Below are 16612 nucleotides of genomic sequence, written 5' to 3' on the forward strand. Positions count from 1 at the left end.
TCGCGCTTGCCCTGGGTCAGAAGGCAGTGCGGCCGGGCCGTTTTTCGTGGGCAGTATCCGTCCGGGTCAAAGGTGAATACTCGCTCGATTCGGTTTGGGTGTTGAAGCGATAGGCGTCTTCTCCTGTCGAGAATCGGGTGCCTGGGTCAAAGGTGTTCCCGATCGATTCGTTTCGGTCAAAAGCTCAGTCAAACCATTCCCCGTTGGCGGAACCGTGCTCTCCACGTGCCGGTTCGTCTTCGGCGGGGCCGCTTCTGTCCAGGAAGGCGACTCGCCGAATCAACAAGGAATGGTTGAACTATAGAGACGCCGTAAGCCCGGCTATATCGAACGAATTCGAATCGTAAGAGAGCGACGCTTTTTCACCGAAACGCGCCGTTTCGCTGCAATCAGATTATTCCTAATGCGGCGGCAGCGGCCCGACGACCGACGCGAGGAACGCGAACGCCGCCGCTTCCGCCTGCGCGACCGCTTCCGGCTCGACGCCCGCGCCGTGGCCGCCTTCGCCCGTTTCCTGATACCAGATCTTCGCGTGGCCTTGCGCCTGCATCTTCGCGACCATCTTGCGCGCGTGGCCGGGATGCACGCGGTCGTCGCTCGTCGAAGACGTGAAGAGCGCCGGCGGATAGACGGCATCCGCCTTCACGTTCTGATACGGCGAGTAAGCCATCAGATGAGGAAGATCGGCGGCGTCGTCCGGATCGCCGTATTCGTCGATCCACGAAGCGCCTTGCAAGAGCGTACGAAACCGCGCCATGTCGACGAGCGGCACTTCCGACAACACCGCGCCGAAGCACTCGGGCCGCTGCACCATGCACACGGCAGCGAGCAATCCGCCGTTGCTCGCCCCGCGAATCGCGAGCTGCTTCGCCGTCGTGACGCCGCTTTCGACGAGCGCCTGCGCGACCGCGACGAAATCGTCGAACGACACCTGGCGGTGCTCGCGCAACGCAGCCTGATGCCATTGCGGACCGAACTCGCCGCCGCCGCGAATGTTCGCCACCGCGTAGAGCCCGCCGCGTTCCAACCACGCGATGCCGGTCGTCGCGTCGTAGTGCGGATCGAGCGCGACTTCGAAGCCGCCGTAGCCGTACAGCAGGCAAGGGCGCGCGTGCTGCGGGCGTTGCGCATCGACATCGCGGCCGATCACCCAGTACGGAATGCGCTCGCCGTCGGGCGCGATTGCGTGGCGGCGCACGGCAGCGAGTCCGGTCGCGTCGAAGCGCGCCGGCAGACGCGCGAGCAGGGTCCACGGGGCGTCGCTGGCGAGATCGGCGTGATAGAGCGACGGCGGCGTCAGAAAATGCTCGACGTGAATCAGCACGGTGTCGTCGCGCTCGCTGTCGATGGAATCGACATACGACTGGCTCGCGTCCGGCAACGCAAATTCGCGCGATTCCCATGCGCCGTCGTCATCGGCGGGCGGACGCCAGAGCGCGACGCGCGGCGTGCCGTCGTCCATTTGCGAGACGATCAGCCATTGCTTCGTGAAGTCGATGCCCGCCAGCACGCGCCGCTCCGCCGGCGCGAAGAGCGCGGTGAAATGGCGCGAGCCGCCGAGAAACGCATCGCGCCGGATGACGGTCAGCGAACCTGCCGCGTGACGCCGGCCGCCGACGTTCCATTGCTTGCGCGGCGTGACGAAGAGCCAGCCGTTCCAGTGCTCGATTTCGACGTGTTGAGGCAGGTCGTACTGACGCCATTCGTTTGCGGCTTCGTCGAGCCAGAAGTGCAGCGTGTCGTAGAACGTGACGGCGCGCGACGCGAGATGCAGCTTTTCCAGCGGATCGTAGTCCGCGCCTGCCGACACGTCGCGGCGCACGCCTTCGAACACGACGGGTGCATCGGCGAGCGGCGTGCCGCGCTTCCAGCGCCGCGCCTGACGCGGAAAACCGGAAGTCGTCAGCGCGGGCCGCGCGCTCGTCTTGCTGTCGTCCCAGCCGACGTACACCGTGTCGCGGTCGATCCACGAGATGTCGTGCTTGCCCACGTCCGGCAGCACGAAGCCATCCTCGATGAAGCGGCGTTGCTCGATATCGAACTCGCGCACGATGCACGCGTCCGAGCCGCCCGGCGACAGCGAGACGAGCGCGCGGTCGTAGCCGGGGTAGAGCATGTCGAAGTCGGCGAGCGCCCAGCGCGTGTCGCCGTGCTCGTTGGTGTTCAGATCGAGCGCGTCGACGTCGAGCACGATGTCCCACTCGGGCGTGCCGGCGAGCCACGCGCTCCACGGCGTGCGGCGCACGATGCCAAGCGGATGCGCGTCGTCTTGCCACGTGTTGTACGCCCAGTCGCCATAGCGCGAGCACGTGACGATGCGATCCTGCGACGTGTACGCCTTTTCGAGCCGCGCGGCGAGCGCGCGCGCGTCGGACGTGTCGCCGAACGCGGCTTCGGTGCGGCGATTCTGCGCATCGACCCAGGCTTGCACGCGCTCGTCGTCGAGGGCTTCGAGGCCGATGAAGGGATCGGGATTGTCGGCTTGCGGCCAGAGGAGCGACGGGTGATCGGAGAGAAAAGACATGGTGCGGCCAATTCGAAAGCGGAACGCTGATTGTGCCGTATCGGCGTGACCGCGCCAGAAAAGAAAAAGCCGCGCACGGGGCGCGGCTTCGTGGCAGAACAGCGATGGCGCTTACGCGAGCCGCTCTTCCGTTTGCGGATCGAACAGCACGGCCTTCGAGACATCGAACAGCAACGTCATGTTCGACAACGGCTGCGGGTTGCTCGCCGGGTGCACGCGCGACACGATGCGCTTGCCGTTGACCTGCGCGAACACGAGCGTGTCCGGGCCGGTCGGCTCGATCACGTCGACGCGCACTTCCATCGGCTGCAGGCTCGCGTCAGCGACGTTGTGCGCGCTGCGGGCATCGGTGATGCGCTCCGGGCGCAGGCCGAGCACCACGTCCTGACCGATCTTCCCGCGCAGCTTCGCGGCATCGAACGGCAGCTTCAGCACATTGCGCGCGACGCCCGTGTCCAGTTGCAGGCCCACGCCCGCGCCGGCCTCGACGAGCTTGCCGCTGATGAAGTTCATCGGCGGCGCGCCGATGAAGCCCGCGACGAACAGGTTCGACGGCGAATCGTAGATGTCCTGCGGCGCGCCGAATTGCTGCACGATGCCATCCTTCATCACGGCGATGCGGTCGCCGAGCGTCATCGCTTCGATCTGATCGTGCGTCACATAGACAATGGTCGTCCCGAGGCGCTGATGCAGCAGCTTGATTTCCGAGCGCATCTCGATACGCAGCTTGGCGTCGAGGTTCGAGAGCGGCTCGTCGAAGAGGAACATCACCGGATCACGCGCGAGCGCGCGGCCCATCGCGACGCGCTGACGCTGACCGCCTGACAGCTGCCCCGGCTTGCGGTCGAGCAGATGGCCGATCTGCAGCGTCTCCGACACGCGATCGACGATCTTCTTCTGCTCGTCCTTCGGCACCTTGCGGATGTTGAGACCGAAGGAGATGTTGTCGCGCACGCTCATGGAAGGGTAGAGCGCGTAGGACTGGAACACCATCGCGATATCGCGGTCCTTCGGCGAGAGATTGTTGACCGTCTTGCCGTCGATCATGATGTCGCCGCGCGTCACGGTTTCCAGCCCCGCGATCATGTTGAGCAGCGTGGACTTGCCGCAGCCCGAGCCGCCGACGAGGATCAGGAACTGTCCGTCCTCGATGTCGATGTTGACGCCCTTGAGAACCGGCACCCCGTTCGGGTAGGTCTTGTACACGTCACGGATGGAAAGGCTTGCCATGCTTGAATCCTCTATGTTGTCTCTTCAGCGGGAAGCGCGTTCGTTGCGCTCAACCCTTCACCGCGCCCGCCGTCAGGCCGCGCACGAAGTAACGTCCTGCGATCATGTAGACGAGAATCGTCGGCAAGGCCGCGATGATCGCGCCCGCCATGTCCACGTTGTATTCCTTCACGCCCGTCGACGTATTCACGAGATTGTTCAGCGCAACCGTGATCGGCATGGAATCCACGCCCGAGAACACGATGCCGAACAGGAAGTCGTTCCAGATTTGCGTGAACTGCCAGATCAGGCAGACCATGAAGATCGGCAGCGACACCGGCAAGAGAATCTTCGTGAAGATCATGAAGAAGCCTGCGCCGTCGATGCGCGCCGCCTTCACCAGTTCAGCCGGAATGCTCACGTAGAAGTTGCGGAAGAACATGGTCGTGAACGCGATGCCGTAGATCACGTGCACGAGCACGAGGCCGCTCGTCGTGTTCGACAGTCCGAGGAAGCCTTGCAGCCGCGCCATCGGCAGGAGAATCGCCTGGAACGGGATGAAGCAGCCGACGAGCAGCATCGTGAAGAACGCATCCGCGCCGCGGAAGCGCCAGTGCGTGAGCACATAGCCGTTGAACGCGCCGACGATCGACGAGATCAGCACGGCCGGAATCACCATGCGCACCGAGTTCATGAAGAACGGCTCCATGCCGTCGCAGCGCACGCCGGTGCACGCTTCATGCCACGCCTTGACCCACGGCGCGAAGGTGACGTGCGTCGGCGGCGTCAGCAGGTTGCCGGTGCGAAGCTGGTCGAGATCCTTGAACGACGTGGACAGCATCACGTAGATCGGGAACAGGAAGTAGAGCGCGAAAAGGATCAGCACCGCGTAAATGACGGCGCGGCTGATCGTCATCTTAGGCTGCATTGCGAGTGCTCCTCGATTCCAGATACATGAGCGGCACGAGAACCGCGACGACGGTGGCGAGCATCATCATCGACGAAGCGGCGCCGACGCCCAGTTGTCCCCGGTTGAACGAGAACGTGTACATGAAGATGGCCGGCAGCGACGACGACGTGCCCGGGCCGCCCGCCGTCAGCGCGACGACGAGGTCGAAGGTCTTGATCGTGATGTGGCAGAGAATCAGCAGCACGGAGAAGAACACCGGGCGCATGCTCGGAATCACGATCTTGCGGTAGATGGTCGGCAGCGTCGCGCCGTCCACTTGCGCCGCCTTGAAGATTTCGCTGTCCACGCCGCGCAGTCCCGCGAGGAAAAGCGCCATCACGAAGCCGCTCGATTGCCAGACCGCCGCGATCACGACACAGAAAATGGCCTTGTCCGGGTCGCCGAGCCAGTTGAACGAGAAGCTCGTCCAGCCCCAGTCGTGAAACACTTTTTCGAGGCCGAGGCCCGGGTTCAAAATCCACTGCCACGCGGTGCCCGTCACGATGAACGAAAGCGCCATCGGGTAGAGAAAGACCGCGCGCAACGCGCCTTCGTTGCGGATCTTCTGGTCGAGCAGGATCGCGAGAAAGAGGCCCAGCCCGACGCAAATGGCGATGAACGGAATGCCGAACCAGCCGAGGTTGGCGGCGGAGGTCCACCAGACGTCGTTGGCGAAGAGCTGGCGGTATCGGTCGAAGCCGGCGAACTCGTAGCGCGGCATCAGTCGCGATTCCGACAGCGACAGATAGCCTGTGACGGCGATGAAGCCATAGACGAACACGAGCGCGATCAGGATGCTGGGAGCAAGCACCAGCTTGGGAATCCAGCGATCGGCAAGCGCCGCCGTGGGCGAGGCGCGGCGAGGCTGGTGCGGACTTTTTTCCGCGGTACCGCTGAGGGAGGCAGTCACAACTCGACTCCTGGAAGATGCGCCGGCGCTTTGATGCGCCTTGACGCGCTTGAATGACGCTGACTTGCGCGCGCGGTGCGAAGGTGTGCTCTCGGATCGGCTGACTTCGGCACGACCGGCGCTTGATACGACTTATAGGCGACGCTTTTGTGGCTCGGGCGGCGGGCGGCCGTATTGAAGCCGCCTGCCGCCCGTCACGGTGCTACGTCCTTACTTCGTCTTGGCAGCGTTCGCGAGCGCCTGAACCGCGCTCTTCGAATCTTCCGACGAGTTCATGAACTTCGTCACGACGTCGGTCATGGCGCCCGCGACGGCGTCGCCCTGAGCCATGCCGTGCGCGAGCGACGGAACATAGCCGCCCGATTTAATGGCCGTCTGTTCATCAGCGTAGGACTTCTTCGCGCAGTCGTCGAACTTATCCATCTTTACACCGAGGCGCACCGGAATCGAGCCCTTGTTCAGGCTGAACTGCTCCTGGAAATCCGGCGACATGATGGTCTTCGCGAGCGCGAGCTGGCCCGGCGTGGCCGTCTTCTGGCCCTTCTGCTGGAAGAACACGAACGAGTCGACGTTGAAGGTGTAAGCCTTCTCCGTGCCCGGCACCGCGGCGCAGATGTAGTCCGTGCCCGCCTTCTTGTTCGCGCCGGCGAACTCGCCCTTCGCCCAGTCGCCCATGAACTGCATGCCGGCCTTGCCGTTGATGACCATGGCCGTGGCGAGGTTCCAGTCGCGGCCGGTGCGGCCGCTATCGAAGTAACCCTGAATCTTGCGGACCGTGTCGAACACCTGAACCATCTTGTCGGAAGTCAGCGTCTTCTGGTCCAGATCGACGATGGCCTTCTTATAGAAGTCCGCGCCCTGCGACAGCACGACGTCTTCCCACAGCGTCAGGTCTTGCCACGGCTGGCCGCCCATCGCGATCGGCATGATGCCGGCGGCCTTCATCTTGTCGGCCACCTGGAAGAACTCGGCCCACGTCGTCGGCACCTTGCCGCCTGCCTTGTCGAGCGCCGCCTTGTTGATATACAGCCAGTTCACGCGATGCACCGAGAAGGGCGCCGCGACGTAGTGGCCGTCAGCGTGGATGATCTTGTCGATTTCGGGCGGCAGGTTCTTCTTCCAGTCGCCGGCGACGGAGTCGATCGGCACGAGCACGCCTTGCTCCGACCATTCCTGGATCAGCGGACCCTTGATCTGGGCCGCCGACGGCGCGTTGCCCGAGATCACCTGGGTCTTCAGCGCGGTCATCGCGGCCGCGCCTGCGCCGCCGGCGACCGCGAAGTCCTTCCACTGATAGCCCTGCTTGGTCATGTCGTCCTTGAGCACGCCGACCGCTTTCGATTCGCCGCCCGAGGTCCACCAGTGCAGCACGGAAACAGCCTCGGCAGCCTGCACCGCCGACGCCGTCGCGCCGCACAGAAGACCTGCGGCGCACAGCGCGCCCATGAGCTTACGGACTTTCATTGTTTATCTCCTCCAGCACCTGAACAAGTAACGAGTGGCCCCTGATGTCGCCAGGAAGCGTTGAAAAAAACGGTGGTTACACAACGGCAATGCTTGGGTGACCGGGAATCGGGAAATCGGGGTGTCGGCGCAGAAGCGTGTTGCACGCGGGTGATGCATGCGTGCGAAGCCGGCAGTCCGATATCCGATGGTCGGCCGCACGGCTCTCAAGAGATGAGTAGGTCAGATCGCAACGACTGTCTCCTCTGTGAGCCGATGGCTGAACGCCTGTGCCGGCCCATGCTAGTGATTGCTTTTGATTTTTACCCGCGCACACGAGCCGCAGTTGCAATGCGGCCGGGGCGGCGCAGGCGCGAGGCCGTACCCATGAGATGCGAAGCCCGTGCATGAAGCGGCGATGACCGGACTTCGTTAACATGAGTACGGGAGCGCCGCCTTAGGGAAAACACTCAGCTTCTGATTGACAAGCCATTTTTTTCCCGGGTGACATTTCCTCTTGATTTGGATTGTAGTTAAACTACAATTCAGTGTCAAAAAAAATTTTGTCGAACTACGATAGCCTTTCGTTCGACGTCCCACCGACTTCACAGGCGGCCTCAAAGACCCATGCAAAGCGACTCGAATTTCATTTTCGTGCTCTTCGGCGGGACCGGCGACTTGTCGATGCGCAAGATTCTTCCGGCGCTCTTTGAAGCGCACCGCGCGGGCATGCTCGCGCCCTCGGGCAAGATCGTCGCGGTGGCGCGCGGCGCGCAGGCGCCCGGTGAATATCTTGCGTGGGTCGAGGAACACGTGAAGCCGCATGTCTCGAAGAAGGGCGTCGACGAGACCGCGTGGCGCAGCTTTCTCGACCGCATGGAATATGTGCAGCTCGATCTGGGCCGCGCCGAAGACTTCGTGGTGCTGCGTGACGCGCTCGCGAAATACGACGGCACGCGCGTCTTCTATCTGGCGACGGGGCCGTCGCTCTTCGTGCCCATCTGCCGCGCGCTGTCGGAGGTCGGCCTGAACCAGAACGCGCGCATCGTGCTGGAAAAGCCGCTCGGCTACGACCTCGAGTCGTCGAATGCCATCAACGACGCGGTCGGCGAGATCTTCCAGGAAGAGCAGATCTATCGGATCGACCACTACCTCGGCAAGGAGCCGGTGCAGAACCTTCTGGCGCTGCGCTTCGGCAACGCGCTCTTCGAGCCGCTGTGGCGGCGCGAGTGGGTCGAAAGCATTCAGATCACCATTGCCGAGGAACTCGGCGTGGAAGCGCGCGGCGACTTCTACGACAACACCGGCGCGTTGCGCGACATGGTCCAGAACCACTTGCTGCAACTGCTTTCCATCGTGACGATGGAACCGCCGCATTCCATGGATTCCGACTCCGTGCGCGACGAGAAGCTGCGCGTGCTGCGCGCGCTGAAGCCGATCGACGAGCGCGACATCAGCCGCGTCGCGGTGCGCGGGCAGTATCACGCGGGCGTGATTCGCGGCGCATCGGTGCCGGCCTACGCGACCGAGCCGGGCGTGCGCCCCGACAGCAACACCGAAACCTTCGTCGCGCTGAAGGTCGAAATCGAAAACTGGCGCTGGGCGGGCGTGCCGTTCTTCCTGCGCACCGGCAAGCGGCTCGCGGACCGCGTCGCTGAGATCGTCGTGAACTTCCGGCCCGTGCCGCATTCGGCGCTCGGCGCGAATGCGCTGCGCGCGGGCGCGAACCGGCTCGTCATCCGCCTGCAGCCGAACGAAACCATTCGTCTATATTGCCTCGCGAAGCAGCCGGGCGAGGGCATGAACCTCGCAAGCGTGCATCTGGATCTCGCGTTCGACCAGTTCTTCAAGGAAGGGCAGATGGAGGCTTACCAGCGGCTCTTGCTGGATGTGATTCACGGGCGGCTCGCGCTCTTCGTGCGCCGCGACGAACAGGAAGCCGCGTGGCGCTGGGTCGAGCCGATCCTGAACGCGTGGGCTGCGTCCACGAACAAACCCAAGCCGTATGCGGCGGGCACGTGGGGCCCGGCGGCGTCGAGCGCGATGCTCGCGCAGCATGGCACGTGCTGGCTGGAAGAAGAGAATTGAGGGCGTCGCGCTGACGGGTTCCTGGAGAGAGACGAGAGCGCGCGCCAGCACACAAGACCGCTTCGCGGGCCGTTCGCGGCCTCGCGAGATAAGGCGGGTCGATAAACCAAGACAAGCAGGATGGAGGAGCAGTGATCGAGCTTCGCACTTTCGACGACCCGCGCGCCCACTCGGACGCGCTGGCGAAGGCCGTCAGCGACGCGCTCGCAGCGTCGCTCGCGGCCAGAGGCGCCGCATCGGCCGATGCCAGCGCAGCGGCATCAGGACAATCCGCTCATGCCACGCTCGCCGTGTCCGGCGGCACGAGCCCGCGTCCGTTCTTGCAAACGCTCTCGCACGAGCCGCTCGCGTGGGCGCATATCGACGTGACGCTCGTCGACGACCGCTGGGTGCCTGAAACCGATTCCGCGAGCAACGCGCGCCTCGTGCGCGAGACGCTTCTGCAGGACGCGGGCGCGGCGGCGTACTTCCTGCCGCTCGTCGATACGTCGGCCACGCTGGACGCGCACGTCGCCTCCCTGAATGCCGACGCGCGCCGCCGCCTGCCGGACGTCGCCGTGCTCGGCATGGGCGAGGACGGTCACACCGCCTCCATCTTCGCGGACGCACCCGAATGGGACTTCGCCATTTCCACGCAGGACCGCTTCGTCGCCGTGCATCCGGGCAGCGCGCCACATGCACGCGTGAGCCTCTCGATGTCCGCGTTGAAGCAGGTGAAGCAGCTTTTCCTCTTCATCTCCGGCCAGAAGAAACTCGACGTACTGAACGCGGCGCTTGCCGCGCGCCAGAAGAATGCCATCTCGACCTTGGCCAACGACGAAGGAGTGAAGCTCGATGTCTACTGGTGTGCATAAGGCCGCGCCGGCGGCGAGCCACGCCGATGGACCGAGGCTGCTCGCCGACATCGGCGGCACCAACGCGCGCTTCGCGCTGGAGACGGCGCCCGGCGAAATCGGGCAAATCCGCGTCTATCCGGGGTCCGATTACCCTGGCATCGCGGAAGTCATGCAGCAGTATCTGAAGGACACGAAAGTCGGCCGCGTGAACCATGCGGCGATTGCGATCGCCAATCCGGTGGACGGCGATCACGTGAAAATGACCAATCACGACTGGAGCTTTTCGATCGAAGCGACGCGCCGCGCGCTCGGTTTCGATACGCTGCTGGTCGTCAATGACTTTACCGCGCTCGCGATGGCGCTGCCCGGCCTCACCGATGCGCAGCGCGTGCAGATCGGCGGCGGCGCGCGGCGGCAGAACAGCGTGATCGGCCTGCTCGGTCCGGGCACGGGCCTGGGCGTGTCGGGGCTGATTCCCGCCGATGATCGCTGGATCGCGCTCGGCAGTGAAGGCGGTCACGCGACGTTCTCGCCTTTCGACGAAAGCGAAGACCTCGTCACGCGCTATGCGCGCCGCAAGTTTCCGCACGTGTCGTTCGAACGCGTGTGCGCGGGGCAAGGGCTGGAGCTGATCTACCGGGCGTTCGCGGAGCGCGACAACGTGGCGGTCGCCGACACCTTCACCGCCGCCGACGTCACCACGCGCGCGCTGGAAGGCGAGGCGCTCGCGCTCGAAACCGTGAACTGCTTCTGCGCGATCTTGGGCACGTTCGCCGGCAATATCGCGGTGACGCTCGGCGCGCTGGGCGGCATCTATATCGGCGGCGGCATCGTGCTGAAGCTCGGCGAACTGTTCCACAAGTCGCCGTTTCGCGAGCGATTCGAGTCGAAAGGGCGCTTCCAGCAGTATTTGTCCGGCATTCCGACTTACGTCATCACGGCGGAATATCCCGCGTTCCTTGGCGTGTCCGCGATTCTGGCCGAGCAGTTGTCGAATCGCGCGAACAGCGGATCGTCGGCGGTGTTCGAGCGCATCCGGCAGATGCGCGACGCGCTCACGCCCGCCGAACGGCGCGTGGCCGATCTCGCGCTGAACCATCCGCGCTCGATCATCAACGACCCGATCATCGACATTGCGCGCAAGGCCGACGTGAGCCAGCCGACGGTGATCCGCTTTTGCCGCTCGCTCGGCTGTCAGGGCCTGTCCGACTTCAAGCTGAAGCTCGCGACCGGGCTGACGGGCACGATTCCGGTCAGCCACAGTCAGGTGCATCTGGGCGATACGGCCACGGACTTCGGCGCGAAAGTGCTGGACAACACCGTGTCCGCCATTCTGCAGTTGCGCGAGCATCTGAACTTCGACAACGTCGAGCGGGCGATCGACATTCTGAACGGCGCGCGGCGCATCGAGTTCTACGGGCTCGGCAATTCGAACATCGTCGCCCAGGACGCGCATTACAAGTTCTTCCGCTTCGGCATCCCGACGATTGCCTACGGCGATCTCTACATGCAGGCGGCGTCCGCGGCGCTCCTCGGCAAGGGCGACGTGATCGTGGCGGTCTCGAAGTCCGGACGCGCGCCGGAACTGCTGCGCGTGCTCGAAGTGGCGATGCAGCAGGGCGCGACCGTCATCGCGATCACGTCGAGCAACACGCCGCTCGCCAAGCGCGCGACCGTGGCGCTCGAGACGGATCACATCGAGATTCGCGAGTCGCAGTTGTCGATGATCTCGCGCATTTTGCATCTCGTGATCATCGACATTCTGGCGGTCGGCGTGGCGATCCGCCGTGCTGCGCCGCAGCCTGGCGCGAAGATCAGCGAGACCGTCGCGCAAGCGCGCGAAGCCAGCGACGACGAGGCCGCCGCCGTGCTTGACTGGCTGAGTCACGGCGCGTCGGGCGTGGCGAAGGAATAACGCCTGAGCAGTCCAAACGAAAGGGGCCGCCGATGCGAATCGGCGGCCCCTTTGTCTTGTCATCCGCGAAAAAAAAACGGCGCGGCTCCTTTCGGAAGCCGCGCCGCTAGCGAAGCAGACGCGTTGCTTAGAACGAGTGCTGAATGCCCGCGTACACGCCCGTTTGGCTGCGGCCAGGGAACGGATTGTCCGTCGAAGCGGCCGAACCGAAGCTGTTCGCGTTGAGGCCGTAGTTCGCCGTCTTGCTGTTCTGCACGGTCGCCACTTGCAGGTCGAACAACGTGCGCTTCGACAAGTTGTACGAACCGCCGACCGTGTACATGGTCGCGTTGCCCGCGCCGTTGTTGCCGTTCACGTGATAGACGGCAGCGGTCAGCGCCGCAGCCGGCGAGGCTTGCCACGTCACGCCGCCCCATTCGTGATCGAGCGTGGTGGACTCGCCGGGCAACTGGCCCGTCATGCCGGACGAACGGATGGCCTGATAACCCGCCTGAACCTTGAATTGGCCGAGAAACACGTTGGCCATGGCCGAGTATTCGCGGGAGTACGCATAGACGCCCTGCGTCGTGCCATAGCTGCCCCCGAGCTGACCGTTGGCGGGATTGCGGATCTCGTCGTACATGCCGCGCACCTGTAGATACGGCGACGTGTACGTGACGTACGCGCCTGCTTCACGGCCTTGCGGCGTCGTGCCATTACCGTTCCAGTTGGTCGCATTGGAGAGCGCGTATTGGCCGTAGAAGTCGAAGCCCGCGAACTTCGGCGATTGATACGAGATGTTATTGCTCGATTGCGGCCAGTTGCGGCCACGCACCAGCGAAGCGGACGACCAGTTCGACTGTCCGAACGGATCAAAGTCCCATACGCCGTTCGACACGAACAGTTCGCGGCCCAGCAGCACCGTACCGAAGCTGTTGTTGGCGATACCCACCGTCGCCCAGCGATTGAAGAGACCGTTGCTCGGACCCGCGCCCGTCATGGTATTGAAACTGCCTTCGAGCTGGAACACGGCGCGATTGCCGCCGCCCAGGTCTTCAGTGCCCTTTAAGCCCCAGAGGCTGGTGCCCCAGTCGCCGCTTTCGGCGCGGATGCGACTCGCGGTCACGTTCGACGCCGCGCCGGTCGGCACGCCATTCATGTATTCAAGTCCTGCGTCCAGGCGTCCGTATAGCGTCACGCTGCTTTGAGCATGCGCCGCCGCGCCGAACGTGAGCAGCGCAGCCGCTGCGAGCAAAGCCTTTTTCATATCTCCTCCAACTCCGTGTCAAAAGTGAAACAAGTGGCGCTGGAATTTTGAAGGAGAACTACATTTTTGGAGAGCTGCGTCTGTACTTTTGATTCAATTTGACAAGTGAGGCAACATTCCCCGGCCGCGATGCGAATGCTCGGGCCAATAAAAAACGGTGCGACACCCTTACGGGTACCGCACCGATACGCGCCTCTCGCAGCAGCGTGAAAACCTTATAGAACTGTTCTTGCCTCAGACTCGCCGATTAGAACGAGTGCTGAATGCCGGCGTACACGCCCGTCTGGCTGTGGCCAGCGAACGGGTTGTCCGTCGCGGCGGCCGTGCCGAAGTTGTTGGCGTTCAGGCCGTAGTTGGCGGTCTTGCTGTTCTGCACCGTGGCGACCTGCAGATCGAACAGCGTGCGCTTGGACAGGTTGTACGAGCCGCCGACCGTGTAGATGGTCGCGTTACCCGCGCCGTTGTTGCCGTTCACGTGGTAGACCGCGCCGATCAGGGCCGCCGCCGGCGTTGCTTGCCACGTCACGCCGCCCCATTCGTGGTCGAGCGTGGTCGGCTGGCCGGGCAACTGGCCCGTCATGCCCGAAGAACGGATCGCCTGGTAAGCGCCCTGAACCTTGAACTGGCCGAGGAACAGGTTGAACATCGCCGTGTACTCGCGCGAGTACGCGTAGACGCCGTTGCCGTTCGCGTTGTTCGTGCCGGTCGTGCCGCCGTTGAGCGCGTTGTACGCGCCGCCGAGCAGACCGTTGGCCGGGTTGCGGATTTCGTCGTACATGCCGCGAATCTGGAAGAGCGGCGTGGTGTACGTGATGTACGCGCCGCCTTCGCGGCCTTGCGCCGTCGTGCCGTTACCGTTCCAGTTCGTCGCGTTCGAGAGCGAGTACTGACCGTAGAAGTCGAAGCCCGCGAACTTCGGCGACTGGTACGAAATGTTGTTGCTCGATTGCGGCCAGTTGCGGCCACGCACCAGCGAAGCGGACGACCAGTTCGACTGACCGAACGGATCGAAGTCCCACACGCCGTTCGCGATGAAGAGTTCGCGGCCCAAGAGCAGCGTACCGAACTGGTTGTTGGCGACACCGACGGTCGCCCAACGATTGAAGATGCCGTTGTTGCCCGGGCCTTGACCCGTCATGGTGTTGAAGCTGCCTTCCAACTGGAACACGGCGCGATAGCCGCCGCCCAGATCTTCGACGCCCTTCATGCCCCAAAGGCTCGTACCCCAGTCGCCGCTTTCCGCACGGAAGCGGTGCGACGAGCCGGTGGCCGCGCCATTGGCGCCGACGCCGGTCGGCACGCCGTTCATGTACTCCAGACCGGCGTCCAGGCGGCCATAGAGCGTCACGCTGCTTTGAGCCTGAGCCACCGCGCTGAACGTCAGCAGTGCTGCTGCCGCGAGCAAAGCTTTCTTCATCATCTCCTCCAACCCTGTCAAGAAATAGAACCAAGTGCTGCCGTGTGCGGCTGGATGCGAGCGCATCCGACCGGAAATTGTTTTTCGAGGAACGACACACGCGTAACGACAGTGCTCGTGACAATCCGCGCGTCATGGGCGCGAATCTGACGCCGATCCGTCGATCGGTGTCTCCTCACTTTGTTTTGAAGTAAAACTACTTTTTGTGCACTTCGTTTTGGTACTTTAGTTACCAATTTAACAAATTACGTCACACTCGCCAAAGAAATTTGACGCTCCCAGAGGCGGTGTGTCAAAAACGCAAAGCCGGTGTGGTATGCGCGCGACCCACAGCATGGGAAACGGCCTGCAAAGCCTTATGCGGCAAGGCGCTGCGGGCGGGCAAGTTTCGGGGTCAGGTTTCTCGCCTATTGACGCGCGGGCGTCTCGGCGCTAGACGGCCGGATCGGGCTCAAAACGGCGTCCAGCGGAGCGCGGGCATGAAAAAAGCGCCTCGAGGGCGCTTTCTTGGTCGGACGGCTTTTCGGCTATTTCAGGCTGCCGGAAAGAAACTGCTTGAGCCGCTCGCTCTTCGGATTGGCAAAGACGTCGTTCGGACGACCCTCCTCTTCGATGCGTCCCTGATGCAGGAACACGACGTGGTTCGACACGTTGCGCGCGAACGCCATTTCGTGCGTGACGACGATCATCGTGCGGCCTTCCTCGGCGAGCGTCTGCATCACCTTCAGCACTTCGCCGACGAGTTCGGGATCGAGCGCGGACGTCGGTTCGTCGAAGAGCATCACGTCGGGGTGCATCGCGAGCGCGCGCGCGATGGCGACGCGCTGCTGCTGACCGCCCGACAAATGCGACGGGTACTGCTTCTCGAGGCGTGGCGCGAGCCCGACCTTCTCCAGATAGGTGCGGGCGCGGTCCTCCGCTTCCTTCTTCGGCAGGCCGAGCACGTTCACGGGTGCTTCGGTCACGTTCTCCAGCACGTTCATGTGCGACCAGAGGTTGAAGTGCTGAAACACCATCGACAGTTTCAAGCGAACCTGCCGCAACTGCTTCGCGTCGGCGACCTTCAGCGCGCCGGTCTTGTCCATCATCGTGCGGACTTCGGCGCCGTCGACAAAAATGCGCCCGCGGTTCGGCTGCTCGAGGAAGTTGATACAGCGCAGCATCGTGCTCTTGCCGGAGCCCGACGACCCGATGATGCTGATCACATCGCCGGCGTTCGCCTTCAGCGATACGCCTTTCAGCACTTCGTTGCTGCCGTACTGCTTGTGAATGTCGTCGACGAAAAGCGTGTGCTTCTGGGAATTCATGTGCGGTCCTGTAGCCCGATTGCCTGCTTATTTGCCTTGAGGCCGCAGGTACGCGAGCCAGCGATGCTCGGCGCGGCGGAACATCCACACGAGCGCGAACGAAATGACGAGGTAGAGCAGCGCGGCGATGCCGAACGCCTGGAACGACTGATACGTCGCGGAGTTCACGTCACGCGCGATCTTCAGGATGTCCGGCACCGTCGCAGTGAACGCGACGGTCGTCGCGTGCAGCATGAGGATGACTTCGTTGCTGTAGTACGGCAACGCGCGGCGCAGCGCCGAGGGCAGAATCACACGGCGATACAGCGTGAAGCTCGACATGCCGTACGCGCGCGCCGCTTCGATCTCGCCATAGGGCGTCGCCTTGATCGCGCCGGCGAAGATTTCCGTCGTATAGGCGCAGGTGTTGAGCGTGAACGCGAGCAGCGTGCAGTTCATGCCGCTGCGAAAGAACTCGGCGAGCAGCATGTGATCGCGCACGACCTGCAGGCTGTAGAGGCCCGTGTAGCAGAGGAGCAACTGAACGTAGAGCGGCGTGCCGCGAAACACGTACGTGTAGAGCCACACGCCGCGCGAAAGCAGCTTGTTCTTCGAGACGCGCGCCACGGCGAGCGGCACCGACAGACAAAACCCGAGGCCGATGGAAACGACGAGCAGCCACATCGTGATGGCGAGACCGGTAATCCGGTAGCCGTCGGTGAAAAGGTAGTTCTTCCAGAATTCCTGGATGATTTCGATCATGAAGTCCGCCGCTCTTGAATGCTAATA

Annotated in this window: 12 protein-coding genes; 3 read left to right on the forward strand and 9 right to left on the reverse strand. The window is 63.4% G+C overall.

Annotated elements, in window-relative coordinates; translation table 11 throughout:
• Nucleotides 1-400: 400 nt before the first annotated feature.
• From GV035_RS13660 to GV035_RS13680, 5 genes are all read right to left on the reverse strand, one after another.
• Nucleotides 401-2524, reverse strand: coding sequence for a prolyl oligopeptidase family serine peptidase (locus tag GV035_RS13660; RefSeq protein WP_159835606.1), 2124 nt, complete (start codon nt 2522-2524; stop codon nt 401-403).
• Between the two features lie 111 nt (nt 2525-2635).
• Complete coding sequence (locus GV035_RS13665; RefSeq protein WP_159835607.1) at nt 2636-3754, reverse strand: ABC transporter ATP-binding protein; 1119 nt, start codon at nt 3752-3754, stop codon at nt 2636-2638.
• Between the two features lie 49 nt (nt 3755-3803).
• The gene (locus GV035_RS13670) at nt 3804-4661 is read right to left on the reverse strand and encodes a carbohydrate ABC transporter permease (protein ID WP_159835608.1); all 858 of its coding nucleotides are present in this window, start codon (nt 4659-4661) and stop codon (nt 3804-3806) included.
• Nucleotides 4651-5592, reverse strand: a complete 942-nt coding sequence (locus tag GV035_RS13675) for a carbohydrate ABC transporter permease (RefSeq protein WP_159835609.1) — start codon at nt 5590-5592, stop codon at nt 4651-4653. The genes GV035_RS13670 and GV035_RS13675 overlap by 11 nt, the downstream gene beginning before the upstream one ends.
• Nucleotides 5593-5802: 210 nt before the next feature.
• Nucleotides 5803-7056: an ABC transporter substrate-binding protein gene (locus GV035_RS13680; RefSeq protein WP_159835610.1), complete on the reverse strand. Its 1254-nt coding sequence runs from the start codon at nt 7054-7056 to the stop codon at nt 5803-5805.
• 606 nt (nt 7057-7662) lie between these two features.
• Here GV035_RS13680 and zwf point away from each other — a divergent pair.
• The 3 genes from zwf (at nt 7663) to GV035_RS13695 (ending at nt 11874) form a co-directional block, all read left to right on the forward strand.
• A complete protein-coding gene (zwf, locus tag GV035_RS13685) occupies nt 7663-9123 on the forward strand; it encodes a glucose-6-phosphate dehydrogenase (RefSeq protein ID WP_159835611.1) in 1461 nt (486 codons plus the stop codon).
• Between the two features lie 131 nt (nt 9124-9254).
• Entirely contained in the window at nt 9255-9977 is a 723-nt protein-coding gene (pgl, locus tag GV035_RS13690; RefSeq protein ID WP_159835612.1) for a 6-phosphogluconolactonase, read from the forward strand.
• Nucleotides 9958-11874, forward strand: coding sequence for a bifunctional transcriptional regulator/glucokinase (locus GV035_RS13695; protein ID WP_159835613.1), 1917 nt, complete (start codon nt 9958-9960; stop codon nt 11872-11874). Before pgl ends, GV035_RS13695 begins: the two co-directional genes overlap by 20 nt.
• Before the next feature lie 127 nt (nt 11875-12001).
• Here the strand turns inward: GV035_RS13695 and GV035_RS13700 are convergent, their stop codons facing one another.
• The 4 genes from GV035_RS13700 to GV035_RS13715 form a co-directional block, all read right to left on the reverse strand.
• Complete coding sequence (locus tag GV035_RS13700) at nt 12002-13120, reverse strand: porin (protein WP_159835614.1); 1119 nt, start codon at nt 13118-13120, stop codon at nt 12002-12004.
• A 247-nt stretch (nt 13121-13367) separates the two neighbouring features.
• Nucleotides 13368-14537, reverse strand: coding sequence for a porin (locus GV035_RS13705; RefSeq protein WP_159835615.1), 1170 nt, complete (start codon nt 14535-14537; stop codon nt 13368-13370).
• 527 nt (nt 14538-15064) lie between these two features.
• Nucleotides 15065-15844: an ABC transporter ATP-binding protein gene (locus tag GV035_RS13710; RefSeq protein WP_159835616.1), complete on the reverse strand. Its 780-nt coding sequence runs from the start codon at nt 15842-15844 to the stop codon at nt 15065-15067.
• A gap of 27 nt (nt 15845-15871) precedes the next feature.
• Nucleotides 15872-16585, reverse strand: a complete 714-nt coding sequence (locus GV035_RS13715; protein ID WP_159835617.1) for an ABC transporter permease — start codon at nt 16583-16585, stop codon at nt 15872-15874.
• Between the last annotated feature and the right edge of the window lie 27 nt (nt 16586-16612).

This window comes from Burkholderia sp. 8Y, assembly GCF_902506145.1.
GTDB lineage: Bacteria > Pseudomonadota > Gammaproteobacteria > Burkholderiales > Burkholderiaceae > Caballeronia.

Excerpts from the sequence above, each read along its gene's own strand:
- GV035_RS13660 (WP_159835606.1), bottom strand. The coding sequence starts at position 2,524 with ATGTCTTTTCTCTCCGATCACCCGTCGCTCCTCTGGCCGCAAGCCGAC.
- GV035_RS13665 (WP_159835607.1), bottom strand. The coding sequence starts at position 3,754 with ATGGCAAGCCTTTCCATCCGTGACGTGTACAAGACCTACCCGAACGGG.
- GV035_RS13670 (WP_159835608.1), bottom strand. The coding sequence starts at position 4,661 with ATGCAGCCTAAGATGACGATCAGCCGCGCCGTCATTTACGCGGTGCTG.
- GV035_RS13680 (WP_159835610.1), bottom strand. The coding sequence starts at position 7,056 with ATGAAAGTCCGTAAGCTCATGGGCGCGCTGTGCGCCGCAGGTCTTCTG.
- zwf (WP_159835611.1), top strand. The coding sequence starts at position 7,663 with ATGCAAAGCGACTCGAATTTCATTTTCGTGCTCTTCGGCGGGACCGGC.
- GV035_RS13695 (WP_159835613.1), top strand. The coding sequence starts at position 9,958 with ATGTCTACTGGTGTGCATAAGGCCGCGCCGGCGGCGAGCCACGCCGAT.
- GV035_RS13700 (WP_159835614.1), bottom strand. The coding sequence starts at position 13,120 with ATGAAAAAGGCTTTGCTCGCAGCGGCTGCGCTGCTCACGTTCGGCGCG.
- GV035_RS13705 (WP_159835615.1), bottom strand. The coding sequence starts at position 14,537 with ATGAAGAAAGCTTTGCTCGCGGCAGCAGCACTGCTGACGTTCAGCGCG.
- GV035_RS13710 (WP_159835616.1), bottom strand. The coding sequence starts at position 15,844 with ATGAATTCCCAGAAGCACACGCTTTTCGTCGACGACATTCACAAGCAG.
- GV035_RS13715 (WP_159835617.1), bottom strand. The coding sequence starts at position 16,585 with ATGATCGAAATCATCCAGGAATTCTGGAAGAACTACCTTTTCACCGAC.